This window comes from Bartonella sp. SL317, assembly GCF_059687655.1.
The window spans coordinates 1154828-1181054 of sequence record NZ_CM185144.1 but is presented as its reverse complement, the minus strand read 5'-3'; the positions used below and the strand labels follow the sequence as shown (position 1 = coordinate 1181054).

The following is a 26227-nucleotide window of genomic DNA, read 5'->3' as shown; positions in this document are numbered from 1 at the left end:
ACTCATAAAGATTAGTGTTAGGAGAATCTATAGACAATTTTTTGCTTGAAAATACGAAAGGTCGCTGGAATGTTACAACGCAATTTTTCCTGCCTTTACTATTAAAAGTGATAAAAATTCCAGAGCAAGCTTATCTTCTTTCTATCTTGTGAGAACTTTTTTCAACTGATCGCCCCCCTCCTTGAGAGTTGCATGGTAATTTACATGAAAAAAATAAACTTATAGCATGTTCACATGGTGTTTTCTCTCCTTTACAAGATTAATTGGTAGAACAACCAATGCCTCTTATGAAAAGGTAGAAAAATTTTTAAGACATAGGAGTAACGGTAAAGTAGAATCTTCCTATTCTTGTACAAACTATTTAAAACACTGTCCTGTTTTTATGAATAAAATTGACTTTTCATATCACCGATCAAAGCTAAGATATGGAGTCCTTAACGCTACCATTTGCGAATAATTTTCTCTCTCTATTTTGCTTTTTCATTCTTTATAAGAGGTATAAATTATCTCAACAGAAAAATAGATTATAAGATATTGTTTTTTTTATAAAAAAATACTTTTCTAAATTAGCAAAAATATGGTCGATAAATTGTTATCCATATTAATTTCAGTGAAAAAACTATTATGTTCAAAAATAATATTCTTCTTACAGGCCGTAAAAAGAGAGAGTTTCTTCATATGAGTGTTTCGACATTTCCAGCATCCGATGACAATAGATCATTACAAAAACTTTTCATTTTTTTATTTCATCAGTCACACGCTGATTTTGTGAATGTAATCAAGAGAGCTCAAAAATATTATCACGATGCAATTATCACGACACAGCATAAAAAAGTCTTGTTACATCAACGAATATTTACTTATTCTTTGTCCGTTTTCCAGTATTTTTGTTAAAGGTATGAAAATCTTGATGAGCGACAGTAAAACTTAGTTTTTGACCATAGTCGTGTGTTAAGCGTTCTTTTATTTCAATCGTAAAAATGATATCATTCCAACGCGTTAAAACATGGCAACCTGTTCCAATTGGCTTAATTAACTCAATTTGTGTGTGAAAGACAGGTCCTTTATCGGGGTGTTCACCTAATAAGATTATTTCGGGTCTGAAGGCTAAAAGATCAGTTTCTTCGCTATAAGAAAATGCATGCCCTAAATGTTGTTCTAGGATATGACGATCAAGAAAATTCATAGGAGGAGAACCAATAAAATCGGCAACAAATGTGGTTGCTGGAGTGTCATAAATTTCCATTGGTGTTCCAATTTGCTCGATAACTCCTTTATTCAAAACGACTATTCTATCGGCTAATGTCATGGCTTCTAGTTGATCATGGGTAACATAGAGACTCGTTGTTCCTAACGAACGCTGTAGCGTTTTTATCTCAATACACATTTGTGCCCGTAATTTTGCATCAAGATTTGAAAGAGGCTCATCAAATAGAAAAACTCGGGGTTGACGTACAATCACACGTCCCATCGCAACACGCTGGCGTTGTCCCCCTGATAATTGTCGTGGTTTACGATCAAGAAATGGTTCTATTTCCAAAAGTTTTGCAGCATGCGCAATACGTTTTTTTATTTCTTCCTTAGGGGTTTTACGGTTTTTCAGACCATATTCTAAATTTCCACGAACTGTCATATGAGGATAAAGAGCATAGTTTTGAAAAACCATAGCAATATCACGATCAGCTGGTTCCCGATCATTGATACGTTCATTATCAATACACAAGTCACCTGAGGTGATTTGTTCAAGTCCTGCAATAATACGTAATAACGTTGATTTTCCGCATCCTGAAGGACCAACAAGAACAAGAAGTTCTTTATCAGCAACAGTTAAATTTAAATCATCAATGACCAGAATACCATTGTCATACTGTTTTTTTATATTTGATAACTGGATTATGGCCACAATTACTTCTCCGTTTCAATAAGGCCTTTGATAAAAAGCCGCTGCATGCAGATAACAACAAGAACAGGGGGTACCATGGCAACAACCGATACTGCCATGAGGATATTCCATTGAGGATCATGTTGTAGTGATTCGATAATAAGCTGTTTTAAAATAACGAGAATCGTTTGATGATTTTGATCCGTTGTGATGATAAGAGGCCAGAGATATTGTATCCATCCATAAATGAACATAATGATAAATAAAGCAGCGATATTACTTTTACTGAGAGGAAGAAGAATATCCTTAAAAAATTTAAATGGTCCTGCACCATCAACACGAGCTGCCTCTAAGAGTTCATCAGGAACAGTCAAAAAAAATTGGCGAAATAAAAATGTAGCGGTTGCGGATGCAATAAGTGGAATAATCATTCCACTATAGGTATCGATCATCCCTAATTTCGCAACAACCTCATAGGTTGGAAGAATGCGAACTTCAACAGGGAGCATTAAGGTAACAAAAATAAGAACAAAAGCCGTTTTTCGGAAGGGAAAACGCATGTAGACAATGGCATAAGCAGACAAAAGTGAAATAATAATTTTGCCAATGCTAATCCCTAAAGCCATAATGAGTGAATTCATTAAGAGTGGCCAAAGATTAGGTAGACCGCGCTGTGCAAGGCCATCCCCAAAAATTGTTTTATAGTTTTCCAGAGCATATTTCCCAGGTAAAAGAGGAATTGTTCCGGCATTAAATGTTGCTGAACTATGGGTTGACGCAATGATAGCAACATAAACTGGAAAGCAAATAATGATAATGCCAACAATCAGCGTAATATGGGTTAGAAATTTTAAAACAGGGCGATTTTCAACCATAATGTGTTTTCCTAATATTGTACACGACGCTCAATCCAGCGAAATTGGATAAACGTTAAGACAATAACCATTAACATCAAGAGTGTTGATTGTGCTGCTGATGCACCGATTATTTGATTTCTAAAGCCATCGTCATACACTTTATAGACGAGAGTGCTCGTTGCACGTGCAGGGCCTCCAGAAGTTGTGTTATCAATGATACCAAAAGTGTCAAACATAACATAATTGATATTGACGATAAGAAGGAAAAATGTCGTTGGTGAAATTTGCGGAAAGACCACTGTCCAAAATCGTTTAAAAGGACCAGCACCATCAATGGCTGCCGCTTCTATTTGAGAACGCGGAACAGACTGAAGGCCCGTAAGAAAAAAGAGAAAATTGTAAGAAATCTGTTTCCAGCTAGCCGCAATAACAATCAGAATCATCGCCTGAGTACTGTTCATACGATAATTCCATAGCACCCCTATTTTCTCGAGAAGAAAAGGGATAATCCCGATGGTAGGATGAAAGATAAACAACCATAATATACCTGCCAATACCGGAGCAACAGCATAGGGCCAGAGCAAAAGCATTGTATAAGCTTTTTTTGCACAGATAACACGATCAACACAGACAGCCAAAAGAAGTGATATTGTCATTGAAGCGACAGTAACTGAGATAGAAAATACGGCCGTTGTAAGAAGTGATTGCAGATAAATAGGATCAGAAAGAACGGTTAAATAATTTTCAAAACCAATAAAGGTTGTTGTAAAGCCAAAAGGATCTTCACGCTCAAAGGATGATTTTATGGCTTGAGCAGCAGGCCAAAAGAAAAACAAAAAAGTCACAAAAAGCTGAGGGAAAAGTAGTCCATAAGGAAGGAAACTATTTTTAAAATATGCTTGTTTTTCTTGCATTCGTAGGGCTCTTTAAATGTAGAGACTTTAAAAAGATAAACAAAAAGGACTCAACTGTTTTTGTTGAGTCTTTAATGTTTAACAAAAAAACGAAACTAATGATTGGATTTTTCAAATTCACGCAAGAGTTTATTTCCACGTTTAACGGTCTCATCTAAACCATCTTTCGGTGTTTTTGAACCACTAAGAACAGCTTCTAACTCTTGATCAAGAATGGTACGAATTTGTGGTAAATTACCAAACCTTATTCCTTTCGAATTAACTGTTGGTGGATTAAGATTGATCTGTTTGATCGCGATATCAGCCCCTAGCGTTTTTTCATAAAAATGTTGCTTTTTGCTCAATTCATAAGTTGTCTTTGTGGTTGGAAGATAACCCGTTTTTTGATGCCATTTTGCTTGATTTTCTGTTCTTGACAGAAATTTAAGAAAAGCCGCTGCTCCAGCATACTCCTTTGGAGTATGTCCCTTAAATGCCCAAATAGAAGCGCCCCCAATAACTGAATTTTGCGGCGCTCCTTCTACATCTTTATAGTACGGTAGCATACCAACACCCACATCAAACTGAGCTTCAGAAACAATTCCACCATATGATCCTGAAGATTGCATAAAAATTGCACAGCTTTGTGCCATAAACATTGGCGCTGAATCGAGTGCACCTGCTGGACCACCATAGCGGAAAATACCTTGATCAGACCATCTTTTCAAATCAGTCCACATACGCACTTGTAAAGGTCCATTAAATGTAAGTTCTGCATCGAGCCCTTTAAAGCCATTTTCCTTCGTTCCAAAAGGAACATTATGCAACGCTGAAAAATTCTCTATACCAATCCATTGCGCTGCATAAGCCATTGTAAAACCACATGAAGCCGCTTTAGTCTCAAGAATTTTTTTGGAAAAGTCTTCTATATCTTGCCACGTTTTAGGGGGCTGTTCTGGATCAAGTCCTGCTTTTTTAAAAATATCTTTATTATAATAAAGAACAGGTGTTGAAACATTGAACGGCATAGAGACCATATGCCCCTGTTCATCGGAGTAATAACCGCTGATAGCAGGAAAATAATCTGTTGGATCGAATTCTTGTTTTGTGTCAGCCATAAGTTGATAAAATGGATAGATCGCGCCTTTTGCTGCCATCATCGTTCCAGTACCAACGTCATAAATTTGAGCGAGCACTGGTTGTTTCTTTCCACGAAATGCTGCAATGAGTGAAATCAATCCCTCTTCATACTCACCGCGAAATGAAGGCACAATTTTATACTCAGATTGGCTTGCATTAAAATCGTTAATGAGACTTTCTGTTTGCTTTCCTAGTTCACCACTCATAGAATGCCAAAAGCTAATTTTTGTCTGCGCAAAACCTTCTGTTATTCCCGCTGTTGTCATGAGGATAGCAACCGTGGCCGCTATGGAAAGATAAAAACGACTCATGGTTTACCCTTTCTGAAGTGATGGAATACAAACTATCCTTAAATTTATCGTATTACACATGAATATACTATGATTGTTTTATTTAAATAATATATCGCCTCATTTAAACAGGAACCACCAAAAGGTCAAATGAATTTGTTTCGATTTATTCGTTTTCCTTATATCATCTTTCTCAATGTATTGACGAAATGCGCGCTTGTAAGTATCTGAAAAAAATCAGAAGGGTTCAATAAGAAAAGTAATCCGTAAAAAAGTAAAAAGCTATCGCTCATCAGTGCCATTCAATGGTTATTATTTGGGGACAATAGCGATTATTGGGGGGCTATTATAATATCTGAATTGACTTGTTTCAAAAAAGAGCTGTTTATTCTTGTATTTATTTTTGTCCTACAACTTCTCACTTACAATTTTTAAGTGAATTATTCATACTTACAACATCATTGTTGAAGCAGAGTTTTTAAATTTGTTAAGAGGTTATTGGCATCTTAAATTTTTGATACTCTTATTAAAGTTACGATATTAATACTACATTTAATCAAAGAGACATGGACTTTTGTCTTAAAATAAAGAACCATTGTAAAGCGCTTTAATAATCTCCGCTCTCAATGAAATTATGTTTTGCATGCAAAACAAAATGACATTATTTTACGCATTTTCATGTTATTAAGAAACCTTTCAATGCATCTATTAAGAGTTCCTATAAAATAGGACACAAAAAGTCTCCCTGTTACAGTATATAAGACTTTTTGCATGTCATCATTTTTAGACTTCGTAAAAATGAAAAACAGTACCATAAATAAGCCCCTAATAATGCAACGCACTTTGCATTTGAAATGCGTTTAAATGAATATTTTATTCTTTTCTCAATAGTTTTTGTTCACACACCACCCCCATTTGTAATGTGCAAGAAAATAATTTTCACATTATCACAAGATTTAAAGTAAGAAAATCTTACGTATTAAACTCTCTCATTCAACATAAAATCTATGAATTATCATTATAAATTAATATGTCATTTTATGTATTCGACAATATTTCCTTCCTCCATTATGCTGGCTTTATGAAGGTAGAAAGATTTTATAAATGTATAGTTTATCTTTGTGCACGCAATTGTAATGCAAGATCAAGTTGATCGGTCGTAATATAATGTACAGGCATATCAAGCCAGTGCGATAACCGAGCTTTCCCATTGATTGTCCATACCCCTACGGTAAAACCAGCTTCAAGAGCTGCTTCAATAAAGTCCTGTGAGGCAATGGAACCATCTAAACTGAGATCAGAATAGCCTAATTGTTTCCATTCAGAAAAATGACGGTTCATATCACCTTCAAAATTATCAACACATGGACCAGACGGCATTCCTGCTTCAATAAAAGGACGAAGGACCAAAGGATCAAAACTAATGGCAGAAACCCGTTCTGTTAAATTTCGGCTTTTTATGAGTGCAAGCGCTTTTTGAGATAATATTGTTTCACGCTCCACTTCACCACATGTTTTGATTTCAAGATGCAAACCAACATTGGTTGGTGCTAAAAGATCAAGAACTTCTTCTAGCAAAGGAGGTGCCTCGCGGCTCCCCTTCACGCAGAGTTGTTTGCGTGTTTCATTATCAATGTCGTGGATATATCCCTTTTTTCCAACCAATTGCTCTAAACGGAAATCATGAAAAACAACTACTTCACCACTTTTCAATAAATGAACGTCGCATTCAATTTCATCAGCACCTAACGCTATAGCGTTACTAAAAGCTGAAAAGGTATTTTCAGGATAAAGATGGGCTCCACCACGGTGTGCAACAATTTTTTTCTCAGACATGCAAAATTTCACACTTCTCAATTTTAAATGACAATGATTTAAAAGACTTGGACTCTCAATGATATGAGTGCACAGATTTTCAGAAAGGCTTATACGCTCATAAACGAGAACAATTATTTCTTTTAAGATCTTTTCTACATTTTTCTAAATATCCAGCTCTCAATCATATTTTATGTTTAAAAAGCTTGTCCTTCATTTCAATTATTCCCATTCAATGGTACCAGGAGGTTTTGAAGTGACATCATAAACAACACGATTAATGCCTCTAACTTCATTAATGATACGTGATGCTGTCTTGCTTAAAAATGCCATATCATAGGGATAAAAATCCGCAGTCATTCCATCAACAGACGTAACAGCGCGAAGCGCACAAACAAATTCATACGTGCGACCATCTCCCATCACCCCAACAGTCTGGACAGGAAGAAGGACAGCAAAAGCTTGCCAAATTTCGTCATAAAGACCGGCTTTACGGATTTCCTCAAGATAGATAGCATCTGCTTCCCGTAAAATTTCTAATTTTTCACGGGTCACAGCCCCTGGGCAGCGAATTGCAAGACCAGGACCTGGAAAAGGATGACGACCAATAAACTGCTCAGGCAACCCTAACTCTCGTCCCAGCATGCGAACCTCATCCTTAAAGAGCTCACGTAACGGTTCTACAAGTTTTAGTTTCATCTGTTCTGGTAGCCCACCTACATTATGATGGCTTTTTATGGTGACCGATTGACCAATGGCAGAGACACTCTCAATAACATCTGGATAAAGTGTTCCTTGTGCTAAAAACTCTGCACCGCCGATTTTTTTAGTTTCTTCTTCAAAAACTTCAATAAAAAGGCGACCGATCGTTTTGCGCTTTTTTTCTGGATCTGTCTCATCTTTTAAAGCATTGAGAAATATATCGGTAGCATCAACGTGAATAAGCTCTATGTTATAGTGATCGCGGAATAATGTAACAACTTCCTGCGCTTCATTCTTACGCATTAAGCCATGGTCAACCAAAATGCATGTCAGCTGGTCTCCTATGGCTTCATGAAGGAGCACCGCGACAACGGATGAATCCACCCCCCCTGAAAGACCACAAATCACACGACTTTTTCCAACTTTTTGTCGTATTGTGGCAATGGCCTGCTCGCGATAAGAAGCCATTGACCAATTACCTTTAATCGCAGAGACCTTATGAATAAAATTTTGTAAAAGTTTTGTACCATCCGGTGTATGGATCACTTCAGGATGAAACTGTACCGCATAAAAATGTCTTTTTTCATCAGCAATGGCCGCATAGGGCGCTCCTTTCGAGGTTCCTATGACACGAAAACCTTCCGGTAGCGCTGCCACACGGTCACCGTGACTCATCCATACTTGATAACGAGAACCTTTTTCCCATACTCCATCAAAAAGGACACTCTCCTCTTGGATTTCCAAAAAAGCACGCCCAAATTCACGCTCATGTCCAGCTTCAACCTTTCCTCCAAGCTGAACACACATGACTTGCTCCCCATAACAAATCCCCAAAATAGGAATACCGGCCTTAAAAATTTCCATTGGAGCACGCGGAGAACCTTCATCAATAACGGAATAAGGACTCCCGGATAAAATAATAGCTTTAGGATTGATGCGGTGCAAAGCTTCTAAAGCCAATTGAAAAGGAATAATTTCACAGTATACCTCCATTGCTCGGACCCGTCGTGCAATAAGTTGTGTAACTTGTGAACCAAAGTCAATAATAAGAACAGTGTCTGAATGTGATATGCTCATAGAAAACCAATCAACAATTGAAAAAGAGAACTTCATGAGAGTTATGATTCAATCTTTCTCTTTTCACAAGCCTGTTTTTTTGAAGAAAAAGATTATTCTCGTAAAATTTATGATAAAAAATGCAAAAATATGGATCAATATTTTTTTTGCAGCACAGATAAAAAGAAACCATCTGTTTGTGTTGTTGCAGGCGATAAAGTCAGTCCATAAGTGGAAAAAACGGGTTGCACCGGCGAAGAACTAAAATGTTTCTGCCAAAGTGCTTGCATATCTATTGGATAAAAATGGGAGTGCTGTTGAAGAAAATGGGAAATTTGTTCCTCATTTTCATCTGCAAAAAGAGAACAAGTAATATAAACTAAGCGTCCATTTGGCTTAAGATAATCTATCGCCTCATTCAAAATAGCCCTCTGTTCTGTTTGGCGTTGTTTTACCTGCTCTAATGTTAAACGCCACTTTGCATCAGGACGACGACGCCATGTTCCTGTCCCACTACAGGGTGCGTCTAATAAAACTCTATCCATCTGCCCTATTAAGAACTTCAATTCTTCTTTTTGTGCACGTGTTTGTACATTACGAACACCAGCACGTCGAAGTCGATCAAAAATAGGCGCTAGGCGTGCTTTATCACAATCATAAGCATAAATTTGCCCACGGTTTTTCATATCGGAAGCTAAAGCTAATGTTTTGCCACCAGCACCTGCACAATAATCTAATACTTGCATACTTTCTTGCGCTTCCACAAGATGAGCAACAATTTGAGATCCTAAATCCTGTATTTCAAAGTGCCCTTTTTGAAAAGCTGGTTCCACTTGAACATTGGGATGGCGATCAAATTTTTCAATCGGAGCAACTCTTAAAGCTTGCCGAAACCACGCAAAAGATTGAAGTTTGGTTTTTGCTAACTCTTTTAGTACCTTTTCTGGTGTTGCCTTTAGGTTATTTACCCGTAAATCTAAAGAAGGACGCGTTGCTAACGCAGCCGCTTCCACGATCCAATGATTACCAAACAAAGGATAAAGATGCGCTTGACACCATTGAGGAATATCACCACGAATATAATCTGGTGCATCTGCTAATTGTCGCCTTTGCCACGATTTGCGCTGTTTATCCTCTAATAACTGTGGTGCAAACCGGTCTCCTTCTAACGCACTATCAATTTGCTCTAGCGTCATTTTTCCAGTATCTAATAAGGTAGCAAAAACAATATCCCGAATATCATCACTTTCCATACGCCATTGTAAAGAATATCGTCGTCTTAAAACATCATAAACGACTGTACCAATGGCTGCACGATCACCTGCTCCAGCAAAGCGATGAGAAAGCCCCCAATCCTTTAAAACTTCTCCGACAGGGCGATGCCTCATTTCTATCTCTTTGAGAACATCTATTGCTGCTTGCAAACGCCCACCTAATCGCATTCATTTCTCCCATCAATATCATAAAACTCTAAGCCATTTAGAAAATAGTATGATCTTCTTTTTGCCAATAAAACCTATTCAAAACCATTAAAAAATTACATTCAATATCAAAATGATCTGATCATACTTCTTTATAAGTTTATAAGATCCAATTGAGTGTCTCTAGATTTTTCCTGTCATTTTTTACCATTGGTTTTTTATCCTTCTAAAAGACATAAGATCCTCTTGTGCTAAAAAAATACGTTGCCTCTATAAAGATCTGTTTTCCGCTATACATTACAAAAAAACAAAGTTCTTTAATTATTGCGTAAAGTGAAATTTTCTCAACTTATCTAAACAACAGAAAAAATCAAAGAACCTTCCATCTTAAAAATGTTATCCCTTTAGAAAAAATAGAAAAAGCTTCTAACAAAATAAGATAGGCTCACCTTCTTCTCTATAAAAAATTAACTTTTTAGAAAATGCTTGGAACCACTATTTGGCATGACCGTTTTTACCATACTGGCAACTGCCAGATAATTTTAAAGGAGAAAATAATGACTTATAATTATAATAATGAAAAAACAACTTCATCTAAAAGCCGTCATAATACAATGCCCTCAAACAACGGAAAGAAATCCGTCCAAAGTGATCAGACAAACAATCACCAACGCGCATCAAAGACGGGACGCAAGACAACAAAAAGTTAATTCTAACTTTATATAATTGACTTCACATAAATCCCAACCGAAAGAATTAGAGCTTTAGCATCTAATTCTTTCTTTTCTGGGGTTATTACACCAAATTACAAATAGAAAAAAGAAGCGCCTTTCTTGTTCTTAGAAGATTTTATATCTATGCGATATGTTTCTTGGCTCTTATTCCTTTAAACTGGGCCCCGATAATTTGGACTCTCCCGTGTGATCGAAACATCATGCGTATGGCTTTCATGGAGTCCCGCATTGGTAATACGAACAAACGTTGCTTTTTTACGAAACTCTACGAGATCTTTTGCCCCCACATAGCCCATAGAAGCACGCAATCCACCAGCAAGTTGATGGAGAACTGATGCTATAGGACCTTTATAAGCCACCTGCCCCTCTACACCTTCCGGAACCAACTTCAATTCATCACGAACATCATCTTGAAAATAGCGATCTGCTGATCCTCGTGCCATAGCACCAACAGACCCCATACCGCGATAGGCTTTAAAAGACCGACCTTGATAAAGATAAACTTCTCCAGGACTTTCTTCTGTCCCCGCAAGGAGAGAACCGATCATCGCTGCACAAGCCCCACCCGCTAAAGCTTTAGCAAAATCACCCGATGCTTTGATCCCACCATCTGCAATGATAGGAATGCCTGCTTTTTCAGCAACTTCTGCCGCATTCATAATAGCTGCAAGTTGAGGGACACCAACACCTGCAACAATACGCGTGGTACAAATAGAACCAGGACCAATACCAACTTTTACCGCATCTGCGCCACTGTCAATCAATGCTTGCGTTGCTTGAGCAGTCGCGACATTCCCAGCAATAACAGCTGGAGAAGAAGCCATCTTTTTAATTCGTTCAACAGTTTCTAGTACACGCTGAGAATGTCCATGCGCTGTATCAATAACCAATACATCAACACCTGCGTCAATGAGGCGTTCAGCACGTTCAATCCCATCATTCCCAACACTACTCGCCGCTGCGGCACGCAAGCGCCCTTGAGAATCTTTAGCCGCATTTGGATTTAATTTTGCTTTTTCAATATCTTTAACTGTTATCAAGCCGACACAACGATTTTGTTCATCTACAACCAATAATTTTTCAATACGATGATGATGTAAAAGATATTTTGCTTCATTGAGTTGGACATTTTCACGCACCGTAATCAAATTTTCATGCGTCATTAATTCATAAATTTTTTGTTTTGGATCCGATGCAAAACGGACATCTCTATTGGTCAAAATTCCAACAAGTCGTCCTGCGGAATCGCCTTTAGCACTATTTTCAACAACTGGAATACCTGAAATACCATGAAAGCGCATCAATGCTTTTGCTTCTTCAAGTGTCGCATCGGGTCCAATTGTGACTGGATTAACAACCATACCAGATTCAAACTTTTTTACCTGCCGGACTTCTTCTGCCTGCTCTGCAGGAGACATATTACGGTGGATAACCCCAAGACCACCCGCTTGAGCCATAGCAATTGCCAAACGCGATTCTGTTACCGTATCCATAGCAGCGGAAAGTAATGGCAAATTCAGCTGAATATCAGCTGCAATGCGCGTCCTAAGATCCACTTGACTAGGCATAACAAGAGAATGACCGGGCTGTAAAAGTACATCATCAAAAGTTAGCGCCAATGCACCTGTCCCCGTTTCAACAATCTTTGCCATAGCAAAATTCCTTTATAATAAAATATTATAATAAAACACCGCAAGGAGCTAAAATACAACTGCGGTTCTCATACAAGGTAGATTGGCAAAAAATTATGCCATGCTACAAACAAAATGAAAAGAAAAATAAATATTTTTTTTAAGTGTGGTTTATAAAAATTTACAATTGTGATTCAATAGGTAACCAACTTATTATTTTTGCAAAAGCGCGACGCCAAAAATTACTTTCTGGCTCATAATCAGTGCTATATTTTTTTTCATTTTCAATAAAATCCCAATAAATACGATTATTATCACCAAGACGAAGATGATAACTCATTTCCTTGGTTGTTTCTTCAGAAAACAACAAATCTAGTCTTGCTGTAATGGGAGCACATTCAAAAAGAATGCCCATCTCTGTATTGAGCGCTGCTGATCTGGGATCAAAATTTAAAGATCCAATAAAAGCTGTTTTACGATCAACTAAAAAAGCTTTAGCATGTAAACTTGCCTTACTCGATCGAAATAATCGTAACCCATGGGTATTGCCTCCCGCTTTTAATTCATAAAGTTTAACACCACTTTTCAAAAGTGCCTTACGATATGGGACATAACCACCATGCACCAATGCTACATCGGTCGCGGACAAAGAGTTCGTTAAAATTTTGACATCAACACCTTTTGAAACTAAATTGCTAAAATTCTGCGTACCGACTTTACCGGGAACAAAATAAGGTGATGTAATCTGAACTGTTTTTTGGGCATTGCCAATGACCTTTGAGAGGACCTTCATAAGCCAATTACCTGCTTTTTTACGCAGTGCTTTTTCTGGAGGATCAGAAAGAACAACAACCTTATCGGCTAAAAATAACCGCTTTCCTGTTTGGATAAAGCCATCAAAGTTAATGTGCTCTTTGACATAATCTAAATAAACTTTTGCAACCTTGGAACCCCGAAATTTCCGTAATTTATCTTTCCAATAGCTAAGGTCGCTTGCACTTTTAGGAACAACCAAAGTATGAATGGGTAAAACAACAGCACTATTCCAAAAATCATCAAAAATACTTTCCACCTTTTTCACAGAGGGACCGATTAACATCAAATCTAAATCTCGAAAATGAGATTCTTCACCAGCATCAAAATAAGAATCTGCAAGATTACGTCCTCCTACAAAAGCGACCCTGCCATCAACAATAAAAGCTTTATTATGCATTCTACGAGTTACAGTAATGGCCCGTAATATAATCTCTAAACCACGGCGCAAACCACCTTTACGTGATCGCCCTGGATTAAACATTCTCACCTCAATATGAGGATGTTTATCAAGCGCAATATAAGCTGGATCACGTGCCTGAGCGTTAATATCATCCAAAAGAAGCCGTACCCGAACGCCCCGATCAGCGGCTTCAACGATTTCACTTAATAGGAGGCGTCCCGTTAAATCATCGTCCCAAATATAATACATCAAGTCAAGGCTACGACCAGCCTCAGCGGCTCCCAGTGCACGAACACAAAACGCATCTAAATTGCTGATGATAAGAGAAAGAGCATCTTTATCAACTCCCAGCCCATTTTCTTCCTCAGCTAATTGACCGACAATACGATCAAGCCTTGTTTCATCTTTCTTAATAGGCAATGCATAAGAACATTGCCCTCTAGCACTTTTCACAAAACGCCCATAGGTATAAATTGCCAACATAGACGCAATAAAAAAAAGAGAATAAAGCCAATAATAATCTGTACAAGAGTCAAAGAGGATAAACTTTCTATTTTTACGCCATCGTATCACCAGTGATACAAACTGCTATACTCATCATTTTATCTTAACCGTATAGAAGATAAAATGCCACTTCTTGCTTAAGAGAGTATAAATTTAATATTGATGATACAAAAAATTTAGCAGTAATTTTAAACAGCCTTTAAAAACATCGGCCTTTTCTTTACTGGATATAAATTTAAATAAATTTGCGTAAAATGAAGTTTATATTTGATGTAAACCTATAACATCATCCTCTATCTCTATAGATAAATTTTACAATAAATAATTGTTTTCTTAAATCTTCTACCCATAGACTGTATTAAAAGTCTCGCTACCTTTTTGAAACTCATGCTTGTCATAAAATAGAGAGTTGTTATGAACTTTACTTTCGTTCTTGACCTCTTACGGCTCTTAATTCTTCCATCTTTCTATAAAGTGTAGAGCGACCGATATGAAGGCGGCGCGCAATCTCACTCATATGTCCCTTATAATGTTTAACTGCTTTCTCGATAATATCATTTTCCATCTCTGCAAAAGTGCGCACATGCCCATCAGTATTCAAAAATTGTATTGACTCTTGTTCATCATCTTCCTTCATATTACCCTCAATAATATTTGGAACACTCATTAATGAATTTCCCATTAATTGCGGAAAATCTCGAACAGTTAATAACGGTCCTTCACTGAGCAAAATCGCACGAAATAAAAATTTTTCAAGTTCATTTCTATTGCCTGGCCAATCATACTGCATAAGCAAGGAAAGAGCCGATCCTGCTAAACCATGAACATGTGATCGTCCTGTTTCTGTAATAATGCGATTAATCAAACATTGGATGATCTCTGGAAAATCATCTCTTAATTCTCGTAAAGCAGGAACACTAATAGACGAATGGGAAAATTGTTCAAACAAACTATGCGAAAAAAAGTTCTCTTTAACTAAGTCCTTTAAACGCGATGTTGAAATAGCAATAATCCGGAAGGGAAAAAGTTCTCCTTTTGTATTGCTTTCTCTTTCTTTAAGGTAATGAGCTAACCGCTTTTGCTGTATGGGTTCAAGTCGATCAATATCACAAAGGCAAAGTGTCCCTTTTTCAAGCGAAGAAACCAATGGGAGGAATTCTTGAAACCAATGCTGATTTTCTTTTTCTGGATCAACAATCGCTGAGCATTGAAAGCGAATAAAAGTGCCCTTCGAGAATAAACCCTCATGATGAATAATCCGAGCTAATGTCTCACGGCCTGTTCCAACTTCACCTTCTATCAAAAGATTCTGTGAAGTCGTTGCTGCTATTCTTGATTGTTCTAAAACGATCTGCATCGCTCTACTTTTTATGCAAAGGTCAGAAAACCTTAAATGATTCTCTTTCTTTCGTCGCATATCTCGAACCTCATGCTCCAAAGCAGAGATAAAAGCAAGAATATCCAAAGTAACTCTTACGCGTAATAATGTTACTGGATGAATCCAATAATCAGTAGCACCAGCGGTTAAAGCTTTCTGGAGTAAATTCTGATTCTCTTGTTGTGCTATCACAATAATAGGAACAGAAACACCAGCAACTCTAATCATTTTAATCAAATCACTTATACTCAAATCACTCATAACAACATCAAGGAGTGCAAGCACAATGTTTTTACGTCTGTGTAAAAGATCAATCGTACGGAGACCATTTTCTGCTTCAATGACACGGTAACCAAAACCTCGGAGCATAGAAGAAAGCTCTATACGCCTTCCATAATCTTCACTCGCAACAAGAATGGGACCAACCATAATGTCAATAATCTCCTTTGAGACTACTCATGAGACTATTCAGCGGCTTAATGTAACAATTGTTGTAAACCATAAGAAATATTTCACCTCTTGTGTTTCACTTACGAACTTCATCAAGCCGTTAATAAAATACAACATTAAGGCATTTTTTTCCATTTTTTTTGCCTTTTCATTGATTTTCATCAAATTTTTCATATTGACTCATGACGTAATTTAATAACTCTATAGAAAATAGAGAGCAAAATAATCTAAATAGAGTGAAATAAATGAAACATACCTATCATACTTTATGTCTTACAATCACCGCTTTGCTATTAAGTGCCTGTAGCTTTTCGCAATATTATAACTCCAATATGCCAACTGGAATTGATGGAAAATGGATTGATGAGAATGGTATTATTTCTTCTTTCCACAATGGTATCTTTGAAACGCGCGCAGCAGATACAGAAGAAAAACTGTCAGAAGGAGCATATAATTATCTCAATACTCAAAATATAGAAATTGAAATACGCTCTATTCTTCGTGGAACAATTTCTAGAGTCAATTGTACCATGTCATATGACGCCACACAACTTCTCTGTACCTCACATACCGGATCACAGTTTTTCCTTAAGCGGAAATCTTAAATAAAATAAAAGTGAAGCTTCTCTTAATTAAAAATAGAGGAAGAACATACATAAAACAGGAGGTGATTCTTCGCCTCCTGATAGAAAGTCTCCTCTCATAATACGCAACAATACAGATATAATCTCTATCCGTAGAATTTTCTAAACATGATAAAATGCGTAAAATAATCTTTTTCTTTTACAAAATATCAGCAAAAAATCTCTTCACAATAAAACTTCCTAATAAAATTGTGACTTTGTATCGTTCAATCTATTTTAGCCTAAAATAATATTTGATCTGATAGGAAACTTTAATCTAAGCAGCACCGATGCGCAAAAGATCATGAAAATGAACAATGCCTATCGGTTTTTTATCTTCAACCACGAAAAATGTACCAATATGATGATCATTAATAAAAGCCATTGCTGCACCAACAAGTGTATTTGGCTTTACAACTTTTGGATCCTTGGTCATTACCTCATCAACATTAAATTTTGATAAATTAAAATGAATGTTCCGTGCAAGATCACCATCAGTCACAATTCCAATGAGTTCATCTTTTGTGTTGATAACACCAACACAACCAAAATGTTTCTCTACCAAAACATTCATCGCTTCAGTCATGGCTGTTCCCTGCATAACCAAAGGAATACGATCACCCTCATGCATAATATCACGTACGTATTTAAGGCTTGCACCAAGAGAACCACCAGGATGATATATTTTGAAATCCGTTGCAGTAAAACCACGCATTTCTAAAAGAGAAACCGCTAAGGCATCTCCCATTGCCAATTGCATAATTGTTGACGTTGTAGGTGCTAAACCATGGGGACAAGCCTCTTCTACCTTTGGTAATAAAAGAACAATATCAGCTTGTCGTCCTAAAACAGAGTATTCACTTGATGTCATGGCAATAAGAGGAATACGAAAACGTGCGGCATAACTCATAATACCGCTTAATTCTTGCGTTTCACCAGACCATGATAACGCAAGAATAACATCATCCGATCCAATCATACCAAGATCACCGTGATTAGCTTCTGCAGCGTGAACAAAAAAGGCAGGGGTTCCCGTTGAAGCTAAGGTTGCTGCAATTTTTGTCCCTATATGACCACTTTTTCCAAGACCCGTAATAATCACATGTCCACGAGCACTTTTAATGGTTTGAACAGCCGCCTGAAAAGAAGATGAAAGATTGCCAAGAAGAGCTGCTTCAAGGGCTTCAAGCCCTTGTTTTTCACTCGCAACTGTTTTAAGCGCTGATGTAACAGAGCCCTGCAATGCCTTAAGAGATGATATTGTCATAATCAAATTCGATCGATAAAATTAAATGAGAGATCTACATCATTTTTCAACTTTAACGGTTTCCAATAAATTTTTCAATGAGGCAGAAATATGGTTGTGCATATCAGCGCGTGCCAAAGAAAATGCAACATTAGCTTCAATAAAACCAGCTTTAGAACCACAATCAAAAGTTCGTCCTTCTAATTGAACCCCCCAAAAATCCTGTTCGTTTGAAAGCCTTATCATCGCATCTGTTAGTTGAATTTCATTGCCTGCTCCTCGTTCTTGAGTGGAAAGAATATTAAAAATTTCTGGTTGCAAAATATAACGTCCATTGATGTACAAATTTGATGGTGCCATCCCTTGCGCTGGTTTTTCTACCATTTTTGTAATTTCAAAACCATTGGCAAAATGTCTACCTTTTCCAACAATACCATATTTATGTGTTTCTCTAGGATCGCACTCTTGAACCGAAATAATATTCCCTCCCTCCACCTTTTCATAAAGGCTTATCATTTCAGAAAGACATCCCTTTCTTGCTTGTATCAACATATCAGGTAATAATAAAGCAAAAGGTTCGCCTGCAACTAATTCACGCGCACACCAAAGCGCATGCCCTAACCCTAAAGGTTGCTGTTGCCGTGTGAAAGAAGTTGTCCCAGGCAACGGCTGTAAACGGTGTAAACGCGCAAGTTCTTCTTTCTTTCCACATTCAGCAAGTGTTGTATATAATTCGACTTGCGTATCAAAATAATCCTCAATGACTGCTTTGTTACGTCCAGTCACAAAAATAAAATGTTCAATACCAGCGTCCCGTGCCTCATCCACAACATATTGAATAACAGGCTTATCAACAACTGTGAGCATTTCTTTAGGTATCGTTTTTGTCGCAGGAAGAAAACGTGTTCCAAGACCTGCTACGGGAAATACTGCTTTCCGAATTTTACGCATACTCACCCTCCTCCGTGAATTCATATAACCTTTTATTTTATTTATCATATGTTTTTACGAAATAGTAAAAAAGATATCTTATTGTTTTTATGACCATCATAATGATCAATCATAAATGTAAAAGAGGATATGAAGATTTATTGAAAGTATTAACGAATTTGTTATTTCAGTTTTTTCCTCTTCTTGACCATATTATCGATTAAACTACATACAAAATAGAGCTATTATACATCTAATAAATTGAATATTAATGGGGATTTCAAAATGCAAAAAACAGAATTGAAGACTTTCTCTTTTTTAGAGAAGTTAATAAATCAGAGAACGCTTATCACTGGCTCTGTCGTTCTGTTGTCTGCTTTTTTAATATTTTTTGCCTCCTTTTCATATGCTAATAACGGATTTAACCACTGGATTAAAGAGTTTAAAAAAATAGCTCTTTCTCACAATATTACCCCCTCTACGTTTCATATGGCTTTTAAAGGTGTTAATGCCATTGATCCAGAAGTTTTAAAAAGCGCTGCATACCAACCGGAGTTTGTTGCACCTTCATGGAATTATTTCGATAATCGTGTCCATGATATCGCAATTGTAGAAGGACAACGCCAAGCAAAAAAATGGAATCAATGGCTTCTTAAAATTGAAAAACGTTTTGGTGTTGACCGCAATATTCTGCTTGCTATTTGGTCAATGGAAAGCAATTACGGGAAAGTTTTAGCCAATAAAAGTGTCATGCGTGATACCATTCGCTCGCTTGCAACCTTAGCCTATGCTGATAAAAAACGTGCAAAATATGCACATACACAACTAATTGCCGCTATGAAAATTCTACAAAGTGGTGAAATTAAACGTTCTCAACTCACTGGATCTTGGGCTGGTGCATTGGGGCATACGCAATTTATTCCAAGTAGTTATCTTGCCTATGCCATTGATATGGATAAAGATGGACGGCGAGATATTTGGACCTCTGTTCCAGATGCTCTGGCGACAGCTGCTAATCTTCTTCACAAAAATGGCTGGCAACCTCATCTTATTTGGGGTGTAGAAGTGAAAGTTCCGCAGGGGAAAAACCTTCCTGAACGTTGGTATTCTTTTGAACAATGGAAAAAATTAGGTGTAAAACACGCAAATGGGACACCTCTTCCTCCATTAGCTGAACAAGCAATATTAAAATATCCAGATGGAGCCAAAGGTCCTATATTCTTAGTCACAAAAAATTTCTTTGTTCTAAAACGTTATAATAATGCAGATCGTTATGCTCTTGCTGTGTCTCTTCTTGCTGATCGCATTGCTGGACATCCTAGATTGGTGCACGATTGGCAAAGACCTTTTCAACCTCTTAGCTTCCAAGAATGTAAAGAACTACAATCTCGCTTAAGTGCCCTAGGGTATTATAAAGGAAACATTGATGGAAAAATCGGAACAGCCTCTCGCAAAGCAATTACAGCTTTTCAGATGCGTCACGGTCTAAAAGCAAATGGGTATCCATCATCTCAAGTGCTTTTTCTTCTGCGTAAACAATAATGGAGAATTGAGGTTTTGTCTCTTTTTCGTCTATTATACTGGATGTTATGGCTTTTTTTACTTGCTGGTATGGGGATCATACAGCCATCCCCAAGTCACGCGACCAATTTCTTTAAATGGTTGTCACAACAAAACAAACAGACACAACAACCACCGCAAATTATAGAACAAAAAATAGGCAAGCCGCCAAAAAAAATCGTAACACAAAAAAACATAAAAAAACCGAAAAACGAGTATGCAAAGCGCATTCTTGTTATAGGGGATTTTACAGCTTCTGCTGTTGCCGACGCACTCAAAAAATTTTTTACGGATAATAATGATATCGTTATCATGAACAACACAATGCCCGCTTCCGGTCTCGTGCGAATAGATTATTATTCTTGGCAAAGCAATATTTCTAAACTCATTAATCAAAATAACCCCGATGTCATTATCATGATGATCGGTGCCAATGATAATCAACCGATCAAGGACTCTGATAGCATAATTAACACAGATCAGTCAGAATGGATGCGCATCTACAAACAAAGAATTATTGAAATTGCTGAAAGTCTTCATGCCTCTGGAAAATCGTGGATATGGATAGGTCAGCCTTCTTTTGGCAACGACCTTTTGACACAAAAAATGAAAATTTTTAATGCGCTCTACAAACAAGAAACAGAAACAGCGGGTGGCTATTTCCTCGATATTTGGAACGGCTTTAGTGATAAAGAAGGAATCTTTTCTTTTTCAGGCGATGATATCAATGGAAAAATCGTCAAATTACGCACCAATAACGGCATTCATTTCACCTCTGAGGGAAAGAAAAAACTCGCCTCTTATTTAGAAAAACCATTGAACAATATTTTAAATTTTCATACCCTTTCTCATGAAGAGCCATACTCAACCGATAAAGCTATTCAAAAACTCATACAAGATTCAGATAAACAAACGCTAAGTCATATTATGCGTCAATCTCCAATGAGTCTGGATGATATGGCACAACAAAATACCCACCTCTTAGGAAAAAGAATGTCAAGCTTTATCAAAAAATCATGGATTCCACCAAATGGGCATCAAAAAGATCGCGCTGATAATTTTTCTTTCCCATAATATCTCTTAAAAATATAAATTGTCATTTTTTTCCATAAACGAAAAGAAGATAAAATACTCTTTTTATAGAGCTATAATATAGCCATATTGAAGAGAAGACTTGCATTAATCGCAACCCTATCCAATGTTGCAACAGCCCTTAGCGCTTAAAACGATTCATAAGCGCCATTTTTATTTCTTGCTTATACAATTTTGCCCTACATGGCCCACCCGCCTGTGATGTGTAAACAAGTGATTTTGATTGTTTCAAGATAAACAAATTTGAGATCAGAGAATCTTACGTTATTCGGGTTTCTTATCCAAGTTGAATAACGCTATATTATCATTATAAATCAATCTATTATCCAAAAAACAGCATGGTATTAACCATACCGTTATAGCTTATAGTCCACGTTTGTTCATCATTGCCTCTGGTAAAGGCATCCGTCCCCGAAAAGCTTTATACAGTTCCTCTGGATCGCGGCTTCCCCCAGCAGAATAAATAAAACGCTTTAAAAGATCAGCAAGCTCTAAATTAAAGACATCACCTGTTTCTTCAAATGCTTGAAAAGCATCGGCATCAAGTACTTCTGCCCACATATAAGAATAGTAACCAGCAGCATAACCATCCCCTGCAAACACATGCATAAAATGTGGAGGACGATGACGCATAATAATTGTATCAGGCATTTGCAATTTTTCTAATTCTTTACGTTCAAAGACTGTTGGATCCGTGACTTTTTCTCCTTGATGAAAAGCCATATCCACTAAAGCTGATGAGATAAATTCAACTGCTGAGAATCCCGCATTAAATGTCTGCGCCGCTAAAACTTTATCAATCAACTCTTGTGGCATCGGATGCCCTGTTTTTGTATGTATAGCATAAGATTTTAATATCTCTGGTACGGTTAACCAGTGTTCATAAAGTTGAGAGGGAAGTTCAACAAAATCACGTGAAACAGATGTTCCCGCTACAGAGGGCCATGTAACATCAGAAAGCAAACCATGCAATGCATGCCCAAATTCATGAAAAAGTGTCCGAGCATCATCAAGCGATAAAAGAGCAGGCTCCCCTTTAGAAGGTTTAGCAAAATTACAAATATTGTAGATAATCGGTCTTTGTCCACCATCCAATTTATGCTGCGATTGTAATTGGCTCATCCATGCACCAGAATGTTTTGAAGAACGTGCAAAATAATCACCTATGAAATGCCCAAGTAAACTTCCATCAGATTTCTTTACTTTCCACAAACGTGCATCAGGATGCCAAAGTGCAACAGCATTTTTTTCTTCAAAGGTAATGCTAAAGAGTTTTTCTGCGACTCCAAAAGCCGCTTGAATCATACGGTCCAGTTGAAAATAATATTTAATTTCAGCGCTATCGAAAGCAAATTTTTTAGTGCGAAGCTTTTCAGCATAATAACGCCAATCCCAAGCAGCTAAAGATTCATTGCTTCCTTGATTGTTGGCAAAATTTTGTAGTTCACTTTGCTCACTAGAAGCCTTCGTTCTTGCGCGCTCCCATACAGGCATAAGCAAATTCATAACAGAATCAACACTTTTAGCCATGGTATTATCGAGTTTTAAATCTGCAAAAGATTGATATCCCAATAATTTAGCCTGCTCATCTCGAAGCGCAATAATCTCTAAAATAATGGTTCGATTATCATTCTTGTTATTATTTTCACCACGTTTAGCCCAAGCTTGGAACGCAATCTCACGCAAATCACGACGATCAGAGAATTTTAAAAAAGGCTCAACAATCGAGCGTGCGAGTGTTAATGCATAGGCTTCTTCATGGCCTCGTTCGCACGCAATTTCCTTCATTGAAGCAATAAGATCTTCCGGTAAACCGGATAAATCTGTTTGTTTTAAAAATAGAATCCACTCAGCTTCATCGTTTAAGACATTCTGCCCAAAAGTAGCATTTAAAAAAGCAAGTTTTTCATTAATTTCCACAAGCCGTTTTTTAGCTTTATCATCTAGTTTTGCACCATGACAAATGAACTTTTTCCACCACAGTTCCAGAACGCGTGTTGTTTCACTCTCAAATAGGCCCTGCTGTGCCTGTTGATAAAGTACATCTATTTTTGCAAATATCCGCGTATCCATCATTATTTTTGAAGAATAACGGGAAAGTTTTACAACGAACTCTTGTTCTAGCTGTTGAATCAACGCATTCGTATGAGCACTGGTGCGCAAGAAAAATACTGAACAGACACGATCAAGTGCTTTGCCACAAAGCTCAAAAGGTTGCAAAAAATTCTCAAGCGTTGGTGGCTCTTGCACCATCGCAATCGCTTCTAATTCTTCTTCAGCTTCTTGAAGTGCCTGTTCAAACGCAGGTTTAAAATCTTCATCTCCTATAGAAGAAAAATCAGGAAGACCTGAAAATCCCTTCCAGTCCAGCACTGCTGTTGTTGTCATAATACGTTATATCTCCATTATAAATTTAAGCTGTCATCATTATCTTTACGACACAAATTGATAATATACTAAGACTATTTCACGCGTTTCGAAATGACTTTTCAAAGCTCTATCGAATAAAAAAATAAATATTTCTACAATTATCAAATAAACCATTTGATTTATAATGATAATTTATCGTTTTTTATATTGAATGAGAAACTGAAATATCGTAGGATTCTTTTATTCTGAACCATATTATATCGAAGTAATAAAAATTATTCGCTCATATACATCACAAATGAAATTGCCTATTGATAAGAATACTTGAAGAAAAACATAAAAATGCTTCTTATAAATTTTTAAAATACAAGCGCTGTTATAATATTGGGAGCTGGAAAACAGTCTGATGATACCAGCTTTTACCTTTTATTTAAACGTAAAGATGATAATCTTTTATAGATTTTATACCATTTGCGCGTAGCATCATGAAATGATGTGTAACGTGTCCAGCGAGATATTTTTTAAAAGAAGTGTATGAATTTGTAACATAAGAGTATTCTATTTTTTTGAGAAATACTCCCATGAAAACGTTTAAGAAAGAAAAGACTAAAATGGCCCCTCCCTCTCAAGTGCCAAAGCCTATTGTAACATTGGAAGATGTACTTCTATTAAAAAAACGTAAAAAACAAAATTCTAAAGAAAAGTATAATCTCCAACTCCAGATACAACTGTAAAATCTTTTGAAAATCGCACAACTACATTAAAGCATTATGAAAATTAATTTTTATATTTACACCTTTATATTATCTTTAAATTAAGCTGTATTCTCGTTTAAGCAATTTAGAAAATTGTTTATAATTTATATTTTTCCCTTGACTTTACTTAAAATATTAACAATTGGGAGTATAGTCGGGGAGGTTTTTTTTCGAATCTTCCATAAGCTTTTATTTTTTATCTCATCTATTATCTAGATTGACAATTCTCCAACTCTTCAGGAGGTATTTTATCATGACTGAAATTAAAACGACCTTCGATTTTAAAAATTTTTCTCCTGAAGCTCTCGCTGAAAAATTAAAAAGTCAGCATTTTGCAGACTCTATTGATATCATCAATGACCTCGATATCATGGAGCGTGTAACTATTCTTAGTCTTCTGCCTCTTGAGTATGTTATCGAACTTTTTGATAAACCAGAGCTTGAGCAACCTGCTGCAATTTTAGAACTTCTGCCCATAAATCGCGCCGTTGAAATTCTTGATGGCATGTCTGCAGATGCTGCTGCAGACGTCTTTCAAGAAATGGATAAAGAAACCCGCACGCGACTTTATGCTTTGCTGAAACCCTTAACGCGTGCTGAACTTAAAAAACTCACCAGTTATCCTGATCATACAGCAGGAGCACTGATGACAACAGAGTTTATAGCGGTTCCTTCAAATTGGACTATACAAAAAACTTTGGATCACATTCGTGAGGTCGAGCGAACACGTGAAACAGTTTATACTAGCTATGTGATTGACCCTAAAACAGGGATTCTCCTCAAAGCTGTTTCACTGCGTAATCTTATTCTTGCCTCACCTGATGAACAAATTCTTAATGTCCGTACTCATGACTCACCGGTTACAATATCGCCTTTCACACACCATGAAGATATTGCGCGCCTTTTCCAGCGTCATGACCTTCTCTCTGTGCCCGTCGTTGATGAAAATAACCATGTCATTGGCATTGTAACCGTTGACGACGTACTTGATACTATGGTCGATGAGATGAATGAAGATGCCTATAAATTTGGGGGTATGGAAGCGCTTAATAAGCCCTATATGCAAATCAAGTTTCCTGAAATGATGAAAAAACGCGGCGGTTGGCTCGCTTTACTCTTTGTTGGTGAAATGTTAACCGCAAGCGCTATGCAATATTTCGAAACAGAACTTGAAAAAGCGATTATCCTTACTCTGTTTATTCCTCTCATTATGAGCTCTGGAGGAAATTCTGGCTCACAGGCGACATCTCTTATTATCCGTGCGTTGGCTTTACGTGAACTCACGCTGAAAGACTGGTGGAAAGTTATTGTTCGTGAAATTCCAACAGGACTATCCCTTGGTCTTTTACTGGGAATTATTGGCGTTATGCGCATTACGCTTTGGCAAAAACTCGGTATCTATGATTATGGCCAACATTGGATTGCTGTTTCAACAACAGTAGGCACAGCTTTAGTCGGGATCGTGACATTTGGTTCTCTTTCTGGATCTATGCTACCTTTTGTTCTTAAAGGTTTAAAATTTGATCCAGCAAGTGCTTCTGCTCCTTTTGTAGCCACTTTAGTTGATGTCATGGGCATTATAATTTATTTTTCTGTCGCTTCCCTCATTTTGTCCGGAAAACTTCTTTAAATGTGTGAAGTAAAAACAATTCGCTAGGGAAAAATCTTGTCATATCTCTTCA

The 26227-nt window shown here is 37.0% G+C and carries 17 protein-coding genes and 1 pseudogene; 5 read left to right on the top strand and 13 right to left on the bottom strand.

Going from position 1 to position 26227, the window contains the following annotated elements; genetic code table 11:
* Positions 1 to 856: 856 nt before the first annotated feature.
* The 7 genes from AC6ER9_RS04965 to AC6ER9_RS04935 form a co-directional block, all read right to left on the bottom strand.
* Entirely contained in the window at positions 857 to 1903 is a 1047-nt protein-coding gene (locus AC6ER9_RS04965; RefSeq protein ID WP_497073712.1) for a sn-glycerol-3-phosphate import ATP-binding protein UgpC, read from the bottom strand.
* A 2-nt stretch (positions 1904 to 1905) separates the two neighbouring features.
* Entirely contained in the window at positions 1906 to 2757 is an 852-nt protein-coding gene (gene ugpE / locus AC6ER9_RS04960; protein ID WP_497073711.1) for a sn-glycerol-3-phosphate ABC transporter permease UgpE, read from the bottom strand.
* A gap of 11 nt (positions 2758 to 2768) precedes the next feature.
* Positions 2769 to 3653 carry a sn-glycerol-3-phosphate ABC transporter permease UgpA gene (ugpA, locus tag AC6ER9_RS04955; protein WP_497073710.1) on the bottom strand — a complete coding sequence of 295 codons (885 nt, stop codon included), beginning with the start codon at positions 3651 to 3653 and terminating at the stop codon, positions 2769 to 2771.
* Between the two features lie 95 nt (positions 3654 to 3748).
* Positions 3749 to 5083 (bottom strand): sn-glycerol-3-phosphate ABC transporter substrate-binding protein UgpB, encoded by a 1335-nt coding sequence (ugpB, locus tag AC6ER9_RS04950; protein ID WP_497073709.1) that lies wholly within the window; start codon positions 5081 to 5083, stop codon positions 3749 to 3751.
* Positions 5084 to 6175: 1092 nt separating this feature from the next.
* Positions 6176 to 6898, bottom strand: a complete 723-nt coding sequence (locus AC6ER9_RS04945) for a glycerophosphodiester phosphodiesterase (protein WP_497073708.1) — start codon at positions 6896 to 6898, stop codon at positions 6176 to 6178.
* A 201-nt stretch (positions 6899 to 7099) separates the two neighbouring features.
* Positions 7100 to 8656, bottom strand: a complete 1557-nt coding sequence (guaA, locus tag AC6ER9_RS04940; protein WP_497073707.1) for a glutamine-hydrolyzing GMP synthase — start codon at positions 8654 to 8656, stop codon at positions 7100 to 7102.
* A gap of 134 nt (positions 8657 to 8790) precedes the next feature.
* A complete protein-coding gene (locus AC6ER9_RS04935; RefSeq protein ID WP_497073706.1) occupies positions 8791 to 10077 on the bottom strand; it encodes an RsmB/NOP family class I SAM-dependent RNA methyltransferase in 1287 nt (428 codons plus the stop codon).
* A gap of 536 nt (positions 10078 to 10613) precedes the next feature.
* Between AC6ER9_RS04935 and AC6ER9_RS04930 the strand changes: the two genes are divergently transcribed.
* Positions 10614 to 10766, top strand: a complete 153-nt coding sequence (locus AC6ER9_RS04930; protein ID WP_497073705.1) for a hypothetical protein — start codon at positions 10614 to 10616, stop codon at positions 10764 to 10766.
* 176 nt (positions 10767 to 10942) lie between these two features.
* On the opposite strand, the gene guaB is transcribed toward AC6ER9_RS04930, so the two are convergent.
* From guaB to AC6ER9_RS04915, 3 genes and pseudogenes are all read right to left on the bottom strand, one after another.
* Positions 10943 to 12442, bottom strand: coding sequence for an IMP dehydrogenase (gene guaB / locus AC6ER9_RS04925; protein ID WP_497073704.1), 1500 nt, complete (start codon positions 12440 to 12442; stop codon positions 10943 to 10945).
* Between the two features lie 160 nt (positions 12443 to 12602).
* A pseudogene (locus tag AC6ER9_RS04920) lies at positions 12603 to 14173 on the bottom strand (phospholipase D family protein).
* A gap of 389 nt (positions 14174 to 14562) precedes the next feature.
* The gene (locus tag AC6ER9_RS04915) at positions 14563 to 15948 is read right to left on the bottom strand and encodes a sigma-54-dependent transcriptional regulator (RefSeq protein ID WP_497073703.1); all 1386 of its coding nucleotides are present in this window, start codon (positions 15946 to 15948) and stop codon (positions 14563 to 14565) included.
* 266 nt (positions 15949 to 16214) lie between these two features.
* Here AC6ER9_RS04915 and omp10 point away from each other — a divergent pair, with 266 nt between their 5' ends.
* Positions 16215 to 16574 (top strand): outer membrane lipoprotein Omp10, encoded by a 360-nt coding sequence (gene omp10 / locus AC6ER9_RS04910; RefSeq protein WP_497073702.1) that lies wholly within the window; start codon positions 16215 to 16217, stop codon positions 16572 to 16574.
* A gap of 295 nt (positions 16575 to 16869) precedes the next feature.
* Here omp10 and AC6ER9_RS04905 read toward each other — a convergent pair whose 3' ends face one another.
* Entirely contained in the window at positions 16870 to 17859 is a 990-nt protein-coding gene (locus AC6ER9_RS04905; protein ID WP_497073701.1) for a KpsF/GutQ family sugar-phosphate isomerase, read from the bottom strand.
* Positions 17860 to 17898: 39 nt separating this feature from the next.
* Complete coding sequence (locus AC6ER9_RS04900; RefSeq protein WP_497073700.1) at positions 17899 to 18789, bottom strand: UTP--glucose-1-phosphate uridylyltransferase; 891 nt, start codon at positions 18787 to 18789, stop codon at positions 17899 to 17901.
* A 264-nt stretch (positions 18790 to 19053) separates the two neighbouring features.
* Between AC6ER9_RS04900 and AC6ER9_RS04895 the strand changes: the two genes are divergently transcribed.
* The gene (locus AC6ER9_RS04895) at positions 19054 to 20310 is read left to right on the top strand and encodes a lytic murein transglycosylase (RefSeq protein ID WP_497073699.1); all 1257 of its coding nucleotides are present in this window, start codon (positions 19054 to 19056) and stop codon (positions 20308 to 20310) included.
* Positions 20311 to 20325: 15 nt separating this feature from the next.
* Positions 20326 to 21402: an SGNH/GDSL hydrolase family protein gene (locus AC6ER9_RS04890; RefSeq protein WP_497073698.1), complete on the top strand. Its 1077-nt coding sequence runs from the start codon at positions 20326 to 20328 to the stop codon at positions 21400 to 21402.
* Between the two features lie 381 nt (positions 21403 to 21783).
* Here AC6ER9_RS04890 and AC6ER9_RS04885 read toward each other — a convergent pair whose 3' ends face one another.
* Positions 21784 to 23808 (bottom strand): M3 family metallopeptidase, encoded by a 2025-nt coding sequence (locus tag AC6ER9_RS04885; RefSeq protein ID WP_497075240.1) that lies wholly within the window; start codon positions 23806 to 23808, stop codon positions 21784 to 21786.
* Positions 23809 to 24798: 990 nt separating this feature from the next.
* Between AC6ER9_RS04885 and mgtE the strand changes: the two genes are divergently transcribed.
* Positions 24799 to 26175: a magnesium transporter gene (mgtE, locus tag AC6ER9_RS04880; protein WP_497075239.1), complete on the top strand. Its 1377-nt coding sequence runs from the start codon at positions 24799 to 24801 to the stop codon at positions 26173 to 26175.
* The last annotated feature ends 52 nt before the right edge of the window (positions 26176 to 26227 follow it).

Bases quoted from the DNA above. Each gene is read 5' to 3' on its own strand.
- ugpE (WP_497073711.1), bottom strand. From the start codon at position 2,757: ATGGTTGAAAATCGCCCTGTTTTAAAATTTCTAACCCATATTACGCTG.
- ugpA (WP_497073710.1), bottom strand. From the start codon at position 3,653: ATGCAAGAAAAACAAGCATATTTTAAAAATAGTTTCCTTCCTTATGGA.
- ugpB (WP_497073709.1), bottom strand. From the start codon at position 5,083: ATGAGTCGTTTTTATCTTTCCATAGCGGCCACGGTTGCTATCCTCATG.
- AC6ER9_RS04945 (WP_497073708.1), bottom strand. From the start codon at position 6,898: ATGTCTGAGAAAAAAATTGTTGCACACCGTGGTGGAGCCCATCTTTAT.
- guaA (WP_497073707.1), bottom strand. From the start codon at position 8,656: ATGAGCATATCACATTCAGACACTGTTCTTATTATTGACTTTGGTTCA.
- AC6ER9_RS04935 (WP_497073706.1), bottom strand. From the start codon at position 10,077: ATGCGATTAGGTGGGCGTTTGCAAGCAGCAATAGATGTTCTCAAAGAG.
- AC6ER9_RS04930 (WP_497073705.1), top strand. From the start codon at position 10,614: ATGACTTATAATTATAATAATGAAAAAACAACTTCATCTAAAAGCCGT.
- guaB (WP_497073704.1), bottom strand. From the start codon at position 12,442: ATGGCAAAGATTGTTGAAACGGGGACAGGTGCATTGGCGCTAACTTTT.
- AC6ER9_RS04915 (WP_497073703.1), bottom strand. From the start codon at position 15,948: ATGGTTGGTCCCATTCTTGTTGCGAGTGAAGATTATGGAAGGCGTATA.
- omp10 (WP_497073702.1), top strand. From the start codon at position 16,215: ATGAAACATACCTATCATACTTTATGTCTTACAATCACCGCTTTGCTA.
- AC6ER9_RS04905 (WP_497073701.1), bottom strand. From the start codon at position 17,859: ATGACAATATCATCTCTTAAGGCATTGCAGGGCTCTGTTACATCAGCG.
- AC6ER9_RS04900 (WP_497073700.1), bottom strand. From the start codon at position 18,789: ATGCGTAAAATTCGGAAAGCAGTATTTCCCGTAGCAGGTCTTGGAACA.
- AC6ER9_RS04895 (WP_497073699.1), top strand. From the start codon at position 19,054: ATGCAAAAAACAGAATTGAAGACTTTCTCTTTTTTAGAGAAGTTAATA.
- AC6ER9_RS04885 (WP_497075240.1), bottom strand. From the start codon at position 23,808: ATGACAACAACAGCAGTGCTGGACTGGAAGGGATTTTCAGGTCTTCCT.
- mgtE (WP_497075239.1), top strand. From the start codon at position 24,799: ATGACTGAAATTAAAACGACCTTCGATTTTAAAAATTTTTCTCCTGAA.